This window comes from Saccharothrix violaceirubra, from assembly GCF_014203755.1.
GTDB classification, from domain to species: domain Bacteria; phylum Actinomycetota; class Actinomycetes; order Mycobacteriales; family Pseudonocardiaceae; genus Actinosynnema; species Actinosynnema violaceirubrum.
Map to the genome: position 1 here is coordinate 4,832,184 of NZ_JACHJS010000001.1, position 18,509 is coordinate 4,850,692.

Here is an 18,509-nt window from a genome sequence, read left to right on the forward strand (position 1 = left end):
CGTAAGAGCCCCATCGCGGCGTGGAGGCGTGCCGTTAGCACAGTGTCAGAAGCGGTACACGTGCACCTGGTACGGGCCGAAATCGTCGACGATCCGGCCGTCCACGATGGGCACGGTGCGGTTCTCGTCCACGACGGTCGCGGTGCCCGAGGACACCGGCACGGTGATCTCGACGGTGGCCTTCCCGCTGCGCGGCAGTGTGGCGTTCCCGTCGGTCTGCGCGATCACCCACCGGGCGCCGGACGCCTTCTTGTGCAGCACCGACACCGGTACGTCGTTGCGGCTCTTGGCCGACACGCCCGGCACCGACGCGGCGTTGAGCACCGGGGCCAGCGCCTTGAGCCGGGCGTTGACCGCCTTGACCCGCTCCTTGATCTCCGGCCGGGTCAGCACGCTGGAGTACTCGCCCTTGCCGTCGGTGTAGAAGCTGTGCGCGAAGTAGTTGATGCCGGTGGCCCCGTGCAGGATGGTGTTCCACACCGCCGACTCGAGCTGGTCCGGCGTGATCAGCTCGCCCTTGTCGTGCGGGTGCCCGGTCTCCACGAAGCCCCACAGCGGCTTGTCCGGGCCGCACCACTTGCGCATGGTGTCGAGCACCTCGCCGTACGTGTACGCGCCCACCCGCTCGTTGCGGTCGGGGTGGGTCCAGCCGTAGTAGTCGGCCGAGGCGATGTCGGCGGCCTGGCAGTAGGTCCGCATGTCCTCTTCGTAGGACTTCTCGATGTAGCCGTAGCCGACACCGCCGCCGGGTGTGCCCATCCACACGCCGAAGTTGATGAACGCCGGGCGCGACGGGTCCTTGGCGCGCACCTCGTTCGACTTCTTGAGGACCGCGGACGGCCACATGTCGGCGTGGAACTGGTCGCCGTAGGCCACGTTCATGTCCGGCTCGTCGACGACCAGGTACCCGACGTAGTTGCGCTGGTGCTCCTTGTCGGCGAGCACCTCGTCGACCCGCTTGGGGTCGGGGTAGGCCCGCCAGTCGGTCTGGACCAGCCCGTCACGCCGCAGGTACCACCACTGGTCCTCCCAGAGCCCGATGCCGAAGTCGATGCCGATCTCCGGGTAGGCGTCCCCGAGCTTCACGCCGCCTTCGAGCGCGGACGGGTCCTGCATCCACACGTTGATCGGGAAGACGGCCGGGTCGCCGGTCGGGTTCGGGCCGTTGGGCCACCGCTTGTAGACCTCCACGACGGAGGGCGGCGGCGCCGCGTCCTCCTCCGTCGCGGCGGCCGTGCACGCGGCCGTTGCCAACAGGACGACGGCCGCGACGGCACGACGCTTCACCGGGTGGATCCCCTCACTGACTGGTCGACGTCACCGACCGCGCGCGGCGATGACCTGCTTGGCCTTTTCGAAACCGTCCGGTCCCAGAACGCGTTGCGCGGCGGTCTTGGCCAAGTATCGGGCGCTGTCACGGGCCACCCGCAAGGGATGTCCCACGAACCGGTCACGCGCCAGGACGCCGGCGTCGGGCTCGGCCACGTCGTCGAGAGCATCACCGAACAACGACCGGTAGGCCGCCGGCGACACGAGCCGGCCCCGGGTGCGATTGCTCACGTTGCCGCCGTGCACGACCTGGAGCCAGCCGGGCTCGCCGCCCAACGACAGGACCTTCGCGTGCCGGTGCAGCCGGTTGTGCCAGTCGGCCCAGCACGTGATCGGGTCGGCCCAGCCCTCGCGCAGGGAGGCGAACGCGTTGTCCTTGTCGACGTGCGCGAACAGGCCCTCGGGGCTCTTCACCAGCCCGTTGCCCAGGTAGTACGCGACCCGGCCGATCCGGCGCGGCTGCGCCTGGAGCCGCTCGACGAAGTCGGCCGCCAGACCGTCGTCGTTGTCGAGGTTGGTGGTGATCAGTTCGTCGCCTTTGACCTCGAACAACGCCGAGATGTCGGCGACCAGGTCGGCCCGGCTGACCTGCGTGCGGAAGATCGGCGTGTACGCGTCGCCGTGCGCGGCGATGCGGTGCTTGAGCCACTGCGGGCTCTCCGGGTCGAAGTAGATGATCCACCGGAAGTCGCGCGACGTCTGCGCCGCCACCGAGGGCAGGCAGTACCGCTCGAACAGCCCGACGCGCTCGGTCAACCACCCCTCCCGCGCCCGCACGATGCTCTCCGCACCGACGGACGGCAGGTTGAAACGCGTCAAGATCACGTGGTCCATCAAGACCCCTTCCCGTTGACCCGTACATCGGGATCGGCGCCGGGGCGTTAACGATCCGCCGGCGTGGGCGATGTCTAGGTCGTGACTGAGCCCTCGGCACGACCCACGGTCGACGTCGTCATCCCCTGCTACAACTACGCCCGGTTCCTGCGCGCCTGTGTGAACAGCGTGCTGGACCAACCGGGCGTCGACGTGCGCGTGTTGATCATCGACGACACGTCGACGGACGACACCCCCGAGGTGATGGCGGAACTCACGCGCGACCCGCGCGTGGAGGGCAGACGGCACGAGGTCAACCAGGGGCACATCGCCACCTACAACGAGGGCCTGCTGGAGTGGTGCAAGGCCGACTACTCCGTGCTGCTGTCCGCGGACGACCTGTTGGCGCCCGGCGCCCTCGCGCGCGCCGTCGCGGTGTTCGAGGCCAACCCGAACGTGGGCATGGTCTACGGCCGGGTCGTCTACTACCAGGACCACGACGACCTGCCCTCGATCGTCACACCGCCGGCCGGCGTCACGGTCTGGTCCGGTGTGGACTGGATCCGGGAGCGCTGCCGCACCGGGCAGAACGTGCTGTCCTCGCCCGAGGCCGTGGTGCGCACGTCCGTGCAGCAGCGGGTCGGCGGCTACCGGCCCGACCTGCCGCACGCGGGCGACCTGGAGATGTGGATGCGGATCGCGGCGGTCTCGGACATCGGCTACGTGCGCGGCAAGCCCGCCGCGTACTACCGCGTCCACCAGCAGAGCATGTTCCGGACGCAGTTCTCGTCGGTGTTCGCCGACCTGGAGCAGCGCCAGGCCGTGTTCGACCGGTTCTTCGCCGAACACCCCGACCTGCCGCCGATCCTCAAGGCGCTGGCCAACCGGTCGATCGCCAAGGACGCGCTGTGGCGTGCCGTGCGCGCCTACGACCGGGACAAGGTCGACGAGATCCCGGTCGACGAGCTGGTCGAGTTCGCCAAGTCCGTCTACGGCGGCACGACCCGGCTGCCCGAGTACCGCGCGCTGCACCGGCGCCGGATGCTCGGCGCCCGGCTGTGCAGCCGCACGCAGGTGTTCGTGGGCTCGCACCTGGTCAAGCGCGGTCGCGGCCTGGTCGGCAAGCAGGTCTGGAAGTGGCGCGGCCAGTGACGACCCTCGAGGGCAAGGTCACCTCGGCCATCCGCTGGAGCGCGATCAACAGCCTGCTGCAACGGGTGGGCCAGGTCGGCGTCGGCGTGCTGCTGGCCCGGCTGATCGCGCCGGAGCAGTTCGGCGTGTTCGCGGTGGCGCTCGTCGTGCTCAACATCGTGCTCAGCGTCAGCGAGATGGGCGTGAGCGTGGCGCTGGTGCGCACCGAACGCCCGGTCGCGGAGCTGGCGCCCACGGTCACCACGCTGTCGATCGCGTCGGGCGTGCTGCTCACCGCCGTGTGCGTCATCGGCGCACCGTTCTTCGCCGACTTCATGGACACGCCGCAGGCCACGGGCGTGATCCAGCTCATGTCCACCGCGTTGATCATCGCGGGCGTGTCCGCCGTGCCGGGCGCGCTGTTGCAGCGCGAGTTCCGGCAGGACCACAAGTTCGCGGCCGACACGACGGCGTTCGTGCTCGGCACGGCGACCGTGATCGTGTTGGCGCTGCTGGGTTTCGGCGCGTGGAGCCTGGCGTGGTCCCGGATCGTGACGAACCTCGCCGCCGCCGTGGTGATGTTCGCCTACACCAAGGAGCGCTACCGGCCGGGGTTCAGCCCGCGGCTGGCGCGCGAGGCGCTCTCGTTCGGCCTGCCGCTGGCCGGTGCCAGCCTGCTCGTGCTCGGCGTGATGAACGTCGACTACATCGTGGTCGGCTCGATCCTGGGCACGGTGCCGCTGGCGTTCTACGCACAGGCGTTCAACCTGGCCAACTGGCCCGTGGGGGCGTTCTCCCAACCGGTGCGCAGCGTGTCCCTGGCCACGTTCTCGCAGGTCCGCGACGACCAGGAGCTGTTCCAGCGGACGTTCGCCCGCGCGCTGGGACTCCTGGCGCTGGTGACCGTGCCCGCGTGCGTGCTGCTCGCCGCGCTGGCCGACCCGATCGTGCGCGTCGTGTACGGCGAACGCTGGGCGCCCGCCGCCGCCGCGCTGGCCCTGCTGGTGCTGCTCGGCGCGTTCCGGGTGGCACTGGAACTGGGGTACGACCTGCTGGCCAGCGTCGGCCGGTCCAAGGCCATCCTGGTCATCCACGTGATCTGGCTGGTGGCGCTCGTGCCGCTGCTCGCGCTGGGCGCGCACCTGGACGGCATCCGGGGCGTGGCCGCCGCGCAGAGCGTCGTCGTGCTGGTGTTCATCGTCCCCGCCTACCTGATCGCCTTCCGCCCGTACGGCCTGCGCGCCGGGGCGCTGGGCCTGGCCGTGGCCCGGCCCGCGGTCGGCGGCGTCGTGATGGTCGCGGTGGCGGTCGGCGTGCAGTGGCTGGTGGCCGATTCGCTGATGCGGCTGATACTGGGTGGAGCACTGTCGCTCGCCGCGTACGCCGCCGTCGTCTTCCCCCTGCGCCACGAGGTGCTGGGGCTGCTGCGAAGGAGCAAGGCGTGAGTATTGCCCGGTCGTTCCAGCGACGCGCGCACCAGGTGTCGCAGATCGTGCGGGAACAGGGTGTGCGCACGCTCGGCGCGCGCGCCCTCCAGAACGCCGCGCGCCGGTTCGGCGCCGATTCCGAGGTCTTCCCGGTGCGCCTGGCCGACGTGCGCGCCGCCGACGTGTCCGTGCGCAAGCCGGTCGTGGTCCCGCCGATCCCCGCGGACGGGAAGCTGACCGTCAACTGGATCAGCACGCCGCCCGCGCCCGGCTCCGGCGGCCACACCACGATGTTCCGGCTCATCCGGCACCTGGAGTCGCTGGGCCACACCTGCCGGCTGTACCTGTACGACGTCTACGGCAGCCGTGCGGTCGACCATGAGCCCACGGTGCGCGCCGCGTACCCGGACTTCCGCGGCCCGGTGCTCGACGTGACCGAGGGCATGGCCGACGCGCACGCCGTGTTCGCGTCGGCGTGGATGACCTGCTACCCGGCGTTCAACGACCCGGCCAAGGGCAAGCGGTTCTACCTCGTGCAGGACTACGAGCCGTGGTTCTTCCCGGTCGGCGGCCTGTCCGCGCTGGCCGAGAACACCTACAAGATGGGCTTCCACGGGTTCACCGCCGGCCGCTTCCTCACCGAGAAGCTGCGCGAGGAGACCGGCATGGCGGCCGACTGGTTCGACTTCGGCTGCGACGTCGACCGCTACCGGCTGCACGAGCGCACACGTCGCGACGGCGTGGTGTTCTACGCGCGCAGGCTCGCACCGCGGCGGGCGATCGAGATCGGCCTGCTGGCGTTGGAGATCTTCGCCGAACGGCACCCGGACGTGACGATCCACACCTACGGCGAGAAGATCGGCTCGATCGGGCCGCGGCACGTCGACCACGGTCTCGTCACGCCCGACCGGCTCAACGAGATCTACAACCGGTCCTACGCCGGGTTGTCGCTGTCCATGACGAACGTCTCCCTGGTGCCGCACGAAATGCTCGCGGCCGGGTGCGTGCCCGTGGTCAACGACGCGCACCACAACCGCGTGGTGCTGGACAACGAGCACGTGGTGTACGCGCCCGCGACGCCGCACGACCTGGCCCGCGCCCTGTCGAAGGTCGTCACCACGCCGGACTTCGACGCGCTCGCCCGCACCGCGTCGGCGAGCGTGGCCGGCCGGTCCTGGGACGCGGCCGGCCACGAGCTGGAGAAGGTGCTGCGGCGGGAACTGCTCGCCTGAATCAGTACTCGCCTGAATCAGTACCGGTAGACGTGGAACCCGTACGGCGCGAAGTCGTCGACGATCCGGCCGCCGGTGATCGGCACCGTCCGGTTCTCGTCGACGACCTCGGCCGTGCCCTCGGTCACCGGCACCGGGATGGCCGCCCTGGTCCGCCCGCTGTCCGGCCGGGCGGGCGTGCCGTCGGCCTGGGCCAGGACATGGCCTTTCTCCAGGCGGACGGTGATCGGGACGTCGCCGTCGCCGCGCATGGTGAACGCCGCGCCGCCGCCGGCGTTGAGGACCGGGGCCAGGCGCTGCAGTCGGGCGTTGACGTCCTTGAGGCGCGCGGCGATCTCCGGGCGGGTCAGCGCGCTGACGAAGTCGTCGTCGCCCTCCGGGTAGAAGCTGTGCGCGAAGTAGTTGATGCCGTCCGCGCCGTGCACGATCGCGTTCCACACGGCCGATTCCACCTGGTCGGCGGTGATCAGCCCGCCGCCCTCGTACGGGTGGCCGGTCTCCACGAAGCCGTACACGGGCTTGCCGGTGCCACACCACTTCCGCATGGTGTCGACCACCTGGCCGTACCGGAACGCGCCGACCTTGTCCGGGTCCGGGTGGGTCCAGCCGTAGAAGTCGGCGGATGCGATGTCGGCCGCCTGGCAGTACGTGCGCATGTCCTGCTCGTAGGTCTCCTCGACGTAGGCGTAGTCGTGCCGGCCGTCGGGCGTGCCCATCCACATGCCGAAGTTCACGAACGTGGGCCGCGTCGGGTCCTGGGCGCGTACCTCGTCGGCCCGCCGCAGGACCGCCGACGGCTGCAGCTCCGGGTGGTAGCGGTGGCCCGCCGACTTCTGCATGTCGGGTTCGTCCGCGACCAGGTAGCCCAGGTAGTGCGCGGCCCGGCCGGGGTCGGCGAGCACGGCGTCGACCTTGCCGGCCGAGACGTACGCCTTCCAGCCGGTCGCGTACAGGCCCGCCTGGCGCTCGTGCCACCGCTCGTCGTCCCACAGGCCGAGCGTGGCCGGCACCCCGATGTCCCGGTAGGCGCGGCCGTCGGGCGTGCCCGTGTCGAGCGAGACCGGGTCCTGCATCCAGACGGTGACCGGGAACACGAACGGGTCGCCGGTGGGGTTGGGGCCGTGGGGCCAGCGCTGGTAGTACTCGGCACCCGGTCCCCCCGGCAGGGGGATCGACGCGGTGTCGTCGGGCGGTGCCGGCGCGCACGCGGCCAGGGCCGCGACGAGCGCGAGGGCGGGGAACCTGCGGTGCATGACGAGCCGTCCTGTCGGGGTGCGCGGTGCTCGCCGATGACATCGCGGGGAACGTCGGACGCGTTCCGCCGGCGGCCGTGGGATGACGGAATGGCGGTGGTCGGGTGCCGCACCCGGCCGGGTCCGATGTGGACGAGGGGTCGACCGGCGCACCGGAGGCCCCCACCCGGTCGGGTCGTCGGGATCGGCAGGGCAAGAGCGGTGGCGGGGAACTCTCCCGGCGAAGCCCGGTGTCCCGGTCCGGCCGGGTGCGTGCCCGCTACACCGGCGACGGCGAGGTGGCGTCCTTGATCAGTACCTTGGCGTCGGCCGACCCGTCGACCGGCGCGGTGTGGATCGCGGCCAGCTTGGCGTCCCGGGGCACGGCCGCGAACGCGACCGTGTCGGCGTCCAGCCAGGTGGCCTGGTCGTCGACGCCCGCGGTGCCCGGCAGCCGGCGTTCCTCGCCCGTGGCCAGGTCCAGCACGGCCAGGTCCCACGGGCCGAGTCGACCGATGCGCTTCTTGTAGGCCACCTTGGTGCCGTCGGGCGACAGGGACGGGCACTCCGCGTCCTTGCGCAGCGACGTGACCTTCTTCTCCACCAAGTCGCCCTTCACCAGCCACGTGTAGCCGCCGCTGGCCAGGGTGGCGTAGAAGGTGCGGTCGTCGTTGGCGACGGTCAGGCCCCAGTAGTTGACGTCCTGGGCGGTCAGCGGCGCACCCTCCACAGTGGCCGCGAAGTGCTCCAGCGACTCGACGGCCGCACCGCTGCGCAGGTCGAAGTACCCCGTGCGGGTGGAGAACCCACCGGGCACGGAATAGGAGTCCCCGGTCACGAAGGACGTCCACGACACGATCTGACCGGAGGCCGAGACCTTAGCCCGACTGGGGATACCCGGAAGTGGGACGGTCTTGACTACCGCTCCGTCGCGTGTCACCTCGGCCGCGTACGTCGGTCCGGGCCCGGCGAGCTTCAGGCACACGCGGGTGCCGGCCGCCTGGTACACCCGCTGGCACGTGAGGTCGGTGCCGCTGCGCGCGTCCGGCTCGGCCCGCTTGACCTGCTCGACCCGGCTGCGACCGTCCGCCAGCTCGACGAACATCAGGTCGACCTGGCCGGCCGCCGCCACCGGAGCGGGGGAAGCACCACGCACGACGGTGGTCACGTAAGCCACGGCCGCCCCGACGACCAGTACGATGGCGATGACGGCGAACACGACGCGTCGCGAGCCCAAGTCCATCACCACCTGTAACGACATGGCGCGAGTCGGCCGATTTCAGAGTAGCAAGCCCCTGCGCGGACACACGCGGGGTAAACGTGGATCGGGGAGCGGATGGACTTCTGGGGCGCCGTGCGAACGCTGCGCAGGCGGTGGTACATCGCCGTGCCCGCGGCGGTCGTCGCCGTGGCTGTCGCGGCGGGCGTGTTCCTCTCTATCCCGACCCGGTACGCGTCGTCCGGCGTGATGGTCCTCACGACGCCGGCCGCGGGTGGCACGTTCTCGCAGAAGGTCTCCCCGGAGGAGGCCGTCCGGATCAACCCGCTGCTGGCCTTCGACGGCAGCCTCGCCACCACGTCGCAGATCCTCGCCCAGATCCTCGCCGACCCGAAGACCCGCGAGGAAGGCCTCGGGCTGGGCAAGAACGCCACGGACACCTACGTCGCCACCGGCGGCGGGCAGAACGGCCCGTTCCTGTTCGTCTCGGGCGAGAGCGACACCCCCGAGGCGGCCGAGAAGATGGTCAGCACGGTGATGGAGTTCGCGCAGAAGCGGCTCAAGCTGCAGCAGGAGGAGCTGAAGGCGCCGGAGCCGACCTTCATCACCTCGCAGATCATCGTGAACCCGACCGAGGCCGAGGCCAAGATCGGCGGCAAGGTCCGGTACGCGGGCGCGGCCTTCGTGCTGCTGCTGTTGCTGACCACGGCGGTGACGTTCGGCGCCGACAGCATCCTGAACAACATCAAGCGCAAGCGGGAACGCGCCGAGCGCGGCGACGTCGATGACGACGAGCGGCCCGAGGACGAGGAGCGGCCCGACCCGCAGCCCCGGCCGACTCCCGGTCCCCAACAGCAGGCACCCCAACAGCAGGCGCCCCAGCAACAGGCACCCCAGCAACAGGCGCCGCAGCAGCCCGGCCCCCAACAGCAGGGTCAGCAGCAACACGGCCAGGCCCCGAACGGCACGCCGGGCGGCCAGCGCCGGCCGCTGCCGCCGGCCGCACCGCCCCGCCTGCCGACCGCCAGCGAGCAGACCGTCAAGGTCGACGCGAAGTCGCTCAACCTGCCGTCGAGCCCGCTGGAGGGACGTCCGCCCGCCGGCGGCCAGAGTGGACAGGTCCACGGTGGACCCGCCCAGAACGGCGGGCAGCAGAACGGCGGGCAACAGAACGGGGCCAAGCCGCAGCCCGGCCCCCGTGAGCCGAACAAGCCCCAGCCGACCGCGTCCGAGCGGACCGTGAAGATCGCGGCGCCCCGTTCGAACCCGACGCCCGGCCGGCCCGCCGGCGACGACCGCGCCTGACCGTGGGCGAGCGTTCCACCACCGATCGCGACCGGGCGGGGAAGAAGGCCCGGTCGGCGAAGGACATCGTCCTCGAACCCGACGTGACCAAGCCCCGACAGCGCGCGGACGGCGCCACGCTGGTGATCGTCTACCTGCTGGCGCTGCTGATCATCCCGGCCCGACTGGTGCTGTCGTTCGTGCCGATGACGCTGCCGCCCGCCCTGGTCATCGCGCTCCTGCTGGGCGTGGTGTGGCTGGCCACGCAGATGGTCGACACGCTCAACATGGGCAAGGGCCGTAACGCGGTCCGCACCGCGCTGGCGCTGATCCTGGCCAGTCAACTGGCGACCTACGGCGTCGCGACCCGGCGGTTCCTGCCGATGGACGAGCTGACCGTCGCCGACAGCAGCATCATCCGCATCGTGGCCACGATCAGCCTGGCCATCTTCATCACCGACGCGATCCGCACCCGCGAGCGGCTCGACAAGGTCATGAAGGTGGTCCTGGGCAGCGCGGCCGTCATCGCGTTCGTCGGCCTGGTCCAGTTCGGCGCGGGCATCGACCTGGCGTCGTACGTGTCGATCCCGGGTCTGCGCGCGCAGGAGAACGGCTACGCGGTGATGGAGAGCCGGTCGATCTTCCGCCGGCCGACCGGCACCACCAACCACCCCATCGAGTACGGCCTGATCTGCGCCATGGCCGTGCCGCTGGGCGCGCACTACGTCTTCAAGGCCAAGGACGAGGGCACGCCCTACATCCGCTGGCTGATCTGCCTGGCGCTGGCCGGCCTGGGCGCCATGACCGCCCTGTCGCGCACCGCGATCCTGGGCATGGTGACCGCGGCCGTCGTCATGATCGTGACGCTGCCGAAGAAGCGGCGGATCACCGCGCTGCTCGTCGGCGGCGGGTTCTTCCTGGGCGCGAGCCTGGTGGTGCCGGGCCTGTTCGGCACGTTGCGCGGCATGTTCTCCAACATCTCCGACGACCCGAGCGTGAAGGCGCGCACCGCCGACTACGAGCAGGCGTCCGAGCAGATCGACCTGAACCCGTGGCTGGGCCGGGGTTTCGGCACGTTCCTGCCGACCAAGTACACGATCCTGGACAACCAGTTCCTGCTCACGCTGATCGAGAACGGCTACCTCGGGATGTTCGCGCTCATCCTGATGTTCCTGACCGCCGCGTACGCGGCGATCCGGGTGCGGATGATCAGCACCGACGAGCACCTGCGCGGCCTGGCGAGCTGCCTGCTCGGCGGCGTGCTCGCGGGCGGCATCGCGGCGGTCACGTTCGACCTGCTCGGCTTCGGCGTGGCGACCGGCACGGTGTTCGTCATGGTGGGGTTGACCGGCGCGACGTTGCGCATCGCCCGCGAAGAAGCGGGGCCGGCCCGGAAGAGGCCGACCCCGCAACTGTTCCGCAAAGCGCGCAAACCCGATCAGCGCACGGACAAACCCTTGTCGCCCTCGACGTAGCCGTTGCCGCAGTCCGGACACGTGAGTTCCGCGTCGAGGCGCTGACCGCAGGCGCAGACCCAGCCCTTGTGCCGGGCCGGGTTGCCCGCGACGAACGAGTGCGCGGCCACGTCCTTGGTCACCACGGACCCGGCCGCGGCGAACGCGTGCTCGCCGATCTCGATCCCGCACACCACGACCGTGCCCGCGCCGAGCGTGGCACCACGCCGCACGGTCGTGGTCAGCAGCGCGTCGCCGGTCCGCTTGATCGCCGCGCGCGGGCGCAGGTCGTTGGTGAACAGCACGTTCGGGCCGAGGAAGACCTCGTCCTCGCACGTGACGCCGTCGAACACCAGCGTGCCGTTCTTGACCGTCACGCGGTCGCCGAGCACGGCCTTGTTCTCCACGAACGCGCCGTCGCAGATGTTGCAGTCCCGGCCGATCCGGGCGCCCGGCAGCACGTGCGCGAACGCCCACACGCGGGTGCCCTCACCGACCTCGTCGCTCTCGCACAGACCCTTCGGGTGCACGAACACACCGCTCATCGGACGGCCTCCGCCAGGGCCGCGGCGACGCGGTCCTGCTGCGCGGGGGTGATCTCGGCGAACAGCGGCAGCGACACGATCTCGCCGGCGACCGCCTCGGCCACCGGGAAGTCGCCGACCTTGTGGCCCAGCGACTCGAACGCGCCGGTCAGGTGCACCGGCGTCGGGTAGTGGATGCCCGCGCCGACACCGGCCTCGTGCAGGGCGGCGAGCACGCGGTCGCGTTCGGCCACACGCACCACGTACAGGTGCCACACCGGCAGGTTGCCCTCCAGCGTGACCGGCAGCATCACACCGTCCACACCGGACAGCAGCTCGTGGTAGCGCGCGGCGGCGGCCCGGCGGGCGGTGTTCCAGCCTTCGAGGCGGCGCAGCTTGGCGGAGAGCACCACGGCCTGGAGCGTGTCGAGCCGGCTGTTGAAGCCCAGCACCGAGTGCTCGTACTTGCGCGGCGAGCCGTGCTCGCGCAGCAACCGCACGGCCGCCGCCAGCTCGTCGGACTTGGTCAGCACGCCGCCGCCGTCGCCGTACGCGCCGAGGTTCTTGCCCGGGTAGAAGCTGGTCGCCGCGATCTCGCCGAGGCCGCCGACCGGCACGTCGAACCGCCGCGCGCCCTGGGCCTGCGCCGCGTCCTCGACGATCGGCAGGTCGCCGACGACCGCGCGGATCTGCTCGATCGGCGCGGCCTGGCCGTACAGGTGCACGGGCACGATCGCCTTCGTGCGCTCCGTCAACGCGTCCGCGATCCGGGTCACGTCGATCAGCCCGGTGTCGGCGACGCAGTCGACCAGGACCGGCGTGGCGCCGGCGCGGGCGACGGCCTCGGCCGTGGCGATGAACGTGTTGGCGGGCAGCACGACCTCGTCGCCGACGCCGACGCCGAGCGCGCGCAGCGCCAGCTCGATCGCGTCGGTGCCGTTGGCCACGCCGACGCAGTGCGGCACGCCCTGGTAGGCGGCGAACTCGGCCTCGAAGGCGCCGACCTGGCGACCACCGATGAACGCGGTCGTCTTCAGCACCTCGGCCCAGCCCTCGGCGACCTCGTCGGCGACCTGCTCGTGCTGTGCGCGCAGGTCGACCAGCGGGATGTCGATCACGAACCGTTCCCCTCTCGCAACCGTCGGGCGGGAACGCCCGCCCAGACCTCACCCGCGGGCACGTCGGTCAGCACGGCCGATCCCATGCCGATCACCGCGCCCGCGCCGATCGAAACACCTTCCCGCACCGCGGCGCCCTGGCCGAAGTAGGCGCTCTCCCCCACCGTCACCGCACCGCCCAACGAGGCACGGCCCGCGAAGGTGACGCCGTCGCCCACGACGTCGTCGTGCGTGATCAGCACGTGCGGCATGGCCACGACGTGCGCGCCCAACCGCAGCGGCGTGGTCACCACGGCACCGGCCAGCAACACCGTGCCGGCGCCGAGCACGGCACCGTCGGCCACGGACGCCGCCGGGTGGACCAGGGTCGCCCAGCGATCCTCCGACAGGCCGAGCCTGCGGGCGACCGCCAACCGGCCGAGCGGGCGGCGCGCGCTGGCGATGCACACCAGCACGGCCGCGTCGGTCCGCTCGTGCACCAGTTCGGAACCGCCGAGCACGGGTACGCCGTCGAGGTCCGCGCCGTGGCGGGCCGGGTCGTCGTCCAGCGCTCCCACCGGCTTCCACTCGTCCGGTCGGAGCCGGGCCGCCGCGAGCACCTCGCGGGCGAGCCCTCCTCCGCCGACCAGCAGCAGCGGCCGTGGCGTCATGCGGTCCCCTTCACTCGGAACAAAAGGCCGGCCGGGTCCAGTGTGGACCCGGCCGGTCGGTCTCAGCTGGTCGAGAAGACCACGTCGACCCAGTAGTGGTTGCCCTGGTAACTGTTCGTCGGATAGCCAGGTCCGACGCTGTAGAGGCCGTTCCCGGCTCCCTCGACCGCGGCGGGCGAGGTCAACGGCGGCGACGTCACGGTGTTGTTCGCGAAGTAGCCGTGGTTGACCGAGTAGTGCCCGTTGGGCGCGGTGTACGACGCCACGTACGTGGTGTTCGCGGTCACCGCCAGCGGCGTGGCGAAGGTCAGGGTCTGCCAACCGGTGGCGCTCTCACCCGAGAACGTGCCGGTCTTCAACGCCTGGCCGTCGAGGTTCCAGATCGTGCCGGTGTGCGTGCCGGAGTTGCCGGTGCCCTTGTGGAACTTGACCCCGGTGACGAAGCCGCTCACCGACGGCGTGAACCGGACGCCCAGCTCGTAGGAGCCGGAGTCGTCGGCCGCCTCGACCGTGGGCACGGTCGCCGCGCTGAACAGCGAGCACGGGCACGTCTGGGTGGTCACCGTGGTGAACTTCCACTCCAGCGCCGACGTCATCAGGTTGCCGCCCAGGTCGGCCGCGAGCACGCGCACGTTGTACTGCGTGGCCGCGGTCAACGGCGCGTTCGACGTCCAGGTCAGCGTCATCTTGTCCGCCGACCTGGCGACCGAGCCGCCGATCCGGGCACCACCGCGGTCGGTGACGGTGAACTGGGTGTTCACCGGGTCGACCGCCTCGTCGAACGTCGCCGTGACCTGGGTGGTCCGCGAGACGTCCGTGGCGTCGGTCAGCGGGGTGTGGCCGGAGCTGACCGGCGGCGTGGTGTCCGCGCTGGGCGTGTAGACGACGTCGACCCAGTAGTTGTTGCCCTGGTGCGACATCTGCGGGAACCCGCCGCCCGGCTGGAACACGCCGTTGAGCGTGAGGTCGCTCGTCTTCGGCGCGGTGAGCGGCTCGGCGGTGACCGCGGTCTTGTAGAAGTACTCGTGGTCGATCGCGTAGTGGCCGTTCGGCGCGTAGTAGGACGCGACGTACGTGGTGTTCGGCGCGACCGTCACGGGCGAAGCGAACGTGAGCGTCTGCCAGCCCGAGGCGGACTCGTTGACGAACGTGCCCGTCGCGATCGGCGTGCCGTTGGCCGTCCACAACGTGCCGGTGTGCGTGCCGATGTTGGTCGTGCCCTTGTAGAAGCGGATGCCGGTGATCTGGCCGCTCTGCTTGGGCACGAACCGCACACCCAGCTCGTACGCGCCGCCGTCGTCGGCCGCCGTGGTGGTCGGCACGGTCGCCGCGCTGAACAGCGTGCACGGGCACGCGGCGGTCGTCGTGGTGGTGAAGCTCCACTTGGCGGGCGCGCTCATCGCGTTGCCGTTGGCGTCCGCGAGCAGCGCGTCCACCGAGTACTTCGTGTTCGGCTTCAGCGGTGCCGACGGCGTCCACGTGACCGTCTTCTGGTCGGCGGACAGCGCGGCGTTGCCGGTGAGCTGCGCGCCACCCTGGTCGGTCACCGCGATCTGCGTGGCGGCCGGGTCCATGGGCTCGTTGAACGTGAACGTGACGGTGCCGTTGAGGCTCACGTTGGTCGCGTCGTCACCCGGCGTGCGGGAGACCAGCGCCGGCGGCGTGGTGTCACCGTTGAGGCCGTTGCGGTAGACCACGTCGACCCAGTAGTTGCCGCCGTTGTAGGACGCGGTCGGCATCTGGCCGCCCGTGCCGTACCGGTAGACGCCGTTGCCGCCGTCGACGCCGTTGCCCAGGGCGCGGATCGCGCCGTAGGTGACGGTGCCGTTCGTGTCGAAGTAGCCCGGCGTGACCGCGTAGTGGCCCTTCGGCGCGTAGTACGACACGACGTAGGTGGTGTTCGCCTGGACGATCACCGGCGAGGAGAACGTCAGGGTCTGCCAGCCCGAGGCCGACTCGTTGACGAACGTGCCGGTGGCCAGCGGCAGGCCGGCGGCCGACCACAGCGTGCCGGTGTGGGTGCCGGTGTTGCCCGGACCCTTGTAGAACCGGATGCCGAGGACCTCACCCTTGCCGTTGAAGCGGAACTTGGTGCCGACCTCGACCGCGCTGTCGTCCGCGGCGCCCGCGGTCTCCGGCGTCTTGAAGTCGTCCCACACCGTGCACGGGCACGTCGCCGGCCGGTTGGCACCGGTCTTGAACGTCCAGTTGTACAGCGTGGCCTCGTTGCCCGCCGCGTCCTTGGCCTTCACCGCGGCGGTGTAGGTGGTGTTGGGTGCCAGCGTCGAGCCGGGCACGAACTTCACGACCTTGTTGCTCTCGGCGAGCGAGGTCGTGCCCGTGACCGGGCCGCCGGGACCGGTGAGCGTGAAGACCGCCGAGCCCGGGTTGAGGGTCTCGTCGTACTTCGCGGTCAGCGTGGGCGTGAGGCCGACGCTGCCGCCCGAGGCGAGCGGGTCGGTGGAGACCAGCTCGGGCGCCCGGGTGTCGGGACCGGGGTCGGACGCCCACACCACGTCGACCCAGTAGTTGCTGTCCTGGGACGAGCGGTCCGGGAAGCCGGCGCCGGCGCGGAACACGCCGTTGGGTCCGTCGACGCCGGTCTGGAGACCGGTGAGCGGCTCCAGGTAGCGCGACGAGCGGCTGAAGTACTCGGTGTCGACGGAGAAGTGGCCCGTCGGCGACAGGTACGAGGCGATGTAGGTGGTGTTCGCCGTGACCGCGACCGGGATCGGGAAGGTCAGGGTCTGCCAGCCCGAGGTCGACTCGTTGACGAACGTGCCGGTCGCCAGGAGCAAGCCGTCCCTGTTCCACAGGGTGCCGGTGTGCGTGCCGGTGTTGCCCGGACCCTTGTAGAACCGGATGCCGCGGACGTAGCCGTCGGTGGCGGCACGCCACTTGACGCCCAGTTCCAGGGCACCGCTGTCGACGATCTCCGGCGTCTTCGGGGTGTCGTTGGTGGTGAACAGGCCGCACGGGCACGTGCGGGCGCTCACGCCCGGCGTCGCCGACACCGGCGAGGACAGGTTGAGCGAGTCGTCGACGGCGCGCACGCGCAACTGCGCGTTGCCCGACGCGGACGGGGTGTAGGTGTAGCTCCAGTTCGCCTGGCCCGCCTGCCACACGGCCGGGTGCCAGCGGTTGCCGCCGTCGGTGGACACCTCGACACCGGTCACGCGACCGGCGGCGTCGTTCACGGTGCCGCTGAACGTGTACGGTGCGCCGACCGTGGACAGCGCCGGCACCGAGTTGTAGGTCACGACCGGCGCGGTGTGGTCCGTCGTCGCGGTGGCCTGGACGAGGCCCGCCTGCAGCGTCGTGGCGGACACGCCCATGTCGGCGAGGAAGTTGACCGTCGCCTGCTTGATCCGGATGTCGGACGTGGGCGTGTTGGTCAGGAACGCGTGCTCGTCGTCGACGCCCCACGCCCACTGGACCGTGCCCGCGCCGAACACCAGCGAGCCGCTGGGGTGCCGGTAGTAGGTGATCGCGTGGGTCTTGGTGTCGGGCGTGTAGTAGTCGCCGTAGTTCTGGAGCACGTACGGGCCGTCGAGCATGGCGACCGTGGTGCGGGAGAACTGGCCGACGCCGGCGGGCTGGAAGCCGTTGTCCTCCACCGTGTTCCACTCGTAGCCCAGCGTGCCGGGCTCGAACTGGTAGGTGGTGCCGGCGGCCATGTTCTGCAACGACGTGTGCCGCCACAGCCGCATCTTGCCGTACTCGGCCGGGACCGCGAGCCGGTCGTCGCGCCGACCGTTGACCGTGAAGATGTTGCCCAGCAGGGCGTTCTCGGGCCGGCCGCCGTCCTCCGGCGGGCTCTTGCGCGGGTCGCGCCAGGTGCCCGTCCAGTCGTTCAGGTTGTCGTCCTGCGTGCCCTTGGTCTCCTTGAAGCAGGCGACGGTGCGCCAGTCGGTCTGGGAGGAGTCGATGCTCTTCTCCCACCGGGTCTTCCAGAAGATCTCGTTGCCGGTGAGGAACGCCAGGTGCACGCCGGCGTCGCGGGCGGCCTCGACGTTGGCGCGCTGCTCGTTCGACCAGTACTCGTCGTGGCCGACGGCCATGAAGACCTGGTGGTTCTTGATGAGGTGACCGCGTCGGGCGGAGTCGGCGTCGGTCGTGTAGCTCAGGTCGTACCCGTTGGCCTCGAGGAAGCGCAGCATCGGGTACTCGGCGTTGAAGATGAAGTTCTCGTCGCCGTCGCCGCCGGTGTACGGGCGGTTGTAGGAGACCTTGTACGCCTGGCCGCCCTGGCCGGGGCCGTCGCCGAAGTAGAGGCTGTTGCCGCCGTAGCGGTTGTAGGCGACCCAGGTGGCGTCGGAGGTCTGGAAGAAGACCTTCGCGTGGCTCGTGTCGTCGCGGACGACGAACACGATCTCGTTCTTCAGGCCGTTGTCGGCGCGCGTGACCCGGGCGTAGTAGATGCCCGAGACGGCGTCGGCCGGCACGTTCCAGGTGACCGAAGTGGACCAGTTGCCGCAGTCGATCAGTGCCGTGGGCACGTCGCGCAGGCACTGGGGCTGGTTCTGCGCGCCGTTGCGGGTCACGGACCCCATGAAGCGCGCGCCGACACCGGCGTACCAGCCGAGTCGGAAGATGTCGATCGTGTACGCCGTCGCGTCGGTGTTCATCTTGAACGCGACCTGGCCGCCGGGAGTGGTGCTGATGTCCGTCGTGTAACCGACGATCGAGTCGTCGCGGGAGGAGACCTGCCAGTCGGGCGTACCCGGCTTGGTGTTCTCGCACGCGACCTTGTTCACGACGGGGGTGTCGCACGGAGCGGCCTCGGCGGTGGCGGCACTCAGCACGACGAGCGGGGTGACCACACCGGTCACCAACAACACTGCGGACAGGGTCCTAAGGAGACGTCTTACCGGCGACGCCATCGACCACTCAACTCCTCGAACGCACTCAGTAGTGCGGTCGTCACTACTCCCCGTAGTGCAACCTCATGTGCTTCGTCAGTCGTGGCAGCAAGTCAAGCCGTTATCCCGAAGCACATCTCGATTGGATGACAACTCATTGGATGCCCAGACAACTACTGTCCGTAGTCGACACCGGGCACGACAAGACCCGGCGACCGGGCCCTGCCCCCGGCC

At 70.6% G+C, this 18,509-nt stretch carries 13 protein-coding genes; 5 read left to right on the forward strand and 8 right to left on the reverse strand.

Annotation, left to right across the window (positions count from 1 at the left end):
- Positions 1 to 45 precede the first annotated feature (45 nt).
- Both F4559_RS22200 and F4559_RS22205 read right to left on the reverse strand, forming a co-directional pair.
- A complete protein-coding gene (locus F4559_RS22200) occupies positions 46 to 1,287 on the reverse strand; it encodes a hypothetical protein (RefSeq protein ID WP_184671601.1) in 1,242 nt (413 codons plus the stop codon).
- Between the two features lie 30 nt (positions 1,288 to 1,317).
- Complete coding sequence (locus F4559_RS22205; protein ID WP_184671603.1) at positions 1,318 to 2,163, reverse strand: glycosyltransferase; 846 nt, start codon at positions 2,161 to 2,163, stop codon at positions 1,318 to 1,320.
- A gap of 81 nt (positions 2,164 to 2,244) precedes the next feature.
- Between F4559_RS22205 and F4559_RS22210 the strand changes: the two genes are divergently transcribed.
- The 3 genes from F4559_RS22210 to F4559_RS22220 are packed head-to-tail and all read left to right on the forward strand — an operon-like array spanning position 2,245 to position 5,932.
- Positions 2,245 to 3,294 carry a glycosyltransferase family 2 protein gene (locus tag F4559_RS22210; protein ID WP_184671606.1) on the forward strand — a complete coding sequence of 350 codons (1,050 nt, stop codon included), beginning with the start codon at positions 2,245 to 2,247 and terminating at the stop codon, positions 3,292 to 3,294.
- Complete coding sequence (locus F4559_RS22215; RefSeq protein ID WP_184671608.1) at positions 3,291 to 4,718, forward strand: lipopolysaccharide biosynthesis protein; 1,428 nt, start codon at positions 3,291 to 3,293, stop codon at positions 4,716 to 4,718. The genes F4559_RS22210 and F4559_RS22215 overlap by 4 nt, the downstream gene beginning before the upstream one ends.
- Positions 4,715 to 5,932, forward strand: coding sequence for a rhamnosyltransferase WsaF family glycosyltransferase (locus F4559_RS22220; protein WP_246445300.1), 1,218 nt, complete (start codon positions 4,715 to 4,717; stop codon positions 5,930 to 5,932). Before F4559_RS22215 ends, F4559_RS22220 begins: the two co-directional genes overlap by 4 nt.
- Before the next feature lie 17 nt (positions 5,933 to 5,949).
- Here F4559_RS22220 and F4559_RS22225 read toward each other — a convergent pair whose 3' ends face one another.
- Entirely contained in the window at positions 5,950 to 7,185 is a 1,236-nt protein-coding gene (locus tag F4559_RS22225; RefSeq protein ID WP_184671610.1) for a hypothetical protein, read from the reverse strand.
- Positions 7,186 to 7,444: 259 nt separating this feature from the next.
- A complete protein-coding gene (locus F4559_RS22230) occupies positions 7,445 to 8,425 on the reverse strand; it encodes a TolB family protein (RefSeq protein ID WP_246445302.1) in 981 nt (326 codons plus the stop codon).
- 75 nt (positions 8,426 to 8,500) lie between these two features.
- Here F4559_RS22230 and F4559_RS22235 point away from each other — a divergent pair, with 75 nt between their 5' ends.
- Both F4559_RS22235 and F4559_RS36515 read left to right on the forward strand, forming a co-directional pair.
- Complete coding sequence (locus F4559_RS22235) at positions 8,501 to 9,688, forward strand: hypothetical protein (protein ID WP_184671612.1); 1,188 nt, start codon at positions 8,501 to 8,503, stop codon at positions 9,686 to 9,688.
- 2 nt (positions 9,689 to 9,690) lie between these two features.
- Complete coding sequence (locus F4559_RS36515) at positions 9,691 to 11,142, forward strand: O-antigen ligase family protein (protein WP_184671614.1); 1,452 nt, start codon at positions 9,691 to 9,693, stop codon at positions 11,140 to 11,142.
- Here the strand turns inward: F4559_RS36515 and F4559_RS22245 are convergent.
- The 4 genes from F4559_RS22245 to F4559_RS22260 form a co-directional block, all read right to left on the reverse strand.
- The gene (locus F4559_RS22245) at positions 11,106 to 11,666 is read right to left on the reverse strand and encodes an acyltransferase (RefSeq protein ID WP_184671616.1); all 561 of its coding nucleotides are present in this window, start codon (positions 11,664 to 11,666) and stop codon (positions 11,106 to 11,108) included. The genes F4559_RS36515 and F4559_RS22245 overlap by 37 nt on opposite strands.
- Positions 11,663 to 12,763, reverse strand: a complete 1,101-nt coding sequence (locus F4559_RS22250) for a DegT/DnrJ/EryC1/StrS family aminotransferase (protein WP_184671618.1) — start codon at positions 12,761 to 12,763, stop codon at positions 11,663 to 11,665. Before F4559_RS22250 ends, F4559_RS22245 begins: the two co-directional genes overlap by 4 nt.
- A complete protein-coding gene (locus tag F4559_RS22255; RefSeq protein ID WP_184671626.1) occupies positions 12,760 to 13,413 on the reverse strand; it encodes a NeuD/PglB/VioB family sugar acetyltransferase in 654 nt (217 codons plus the stop codon). The genes F4559_RS22250 and F4559_RS22255 overlap by 4 nt, the downstream gene beginning before the upstream one ends.
- A gap of 62 nt (positions 13,414 to 13,475) precedes the next feature.
- On the reverse strand, positions 13,476 to 18,254 hold the full coding sequence (locus F4559_RS22260) for a DUF4082 domain-containing protein (RefSeq protein ID WP_312865770.1): 4,779 nt from the start codon (positions 18,252 to 18,254) through the stop codon (positions 13,476 to 13,478).
- Positions 18,255 to 18,509 lie beyond the last annotated feature (255 nt).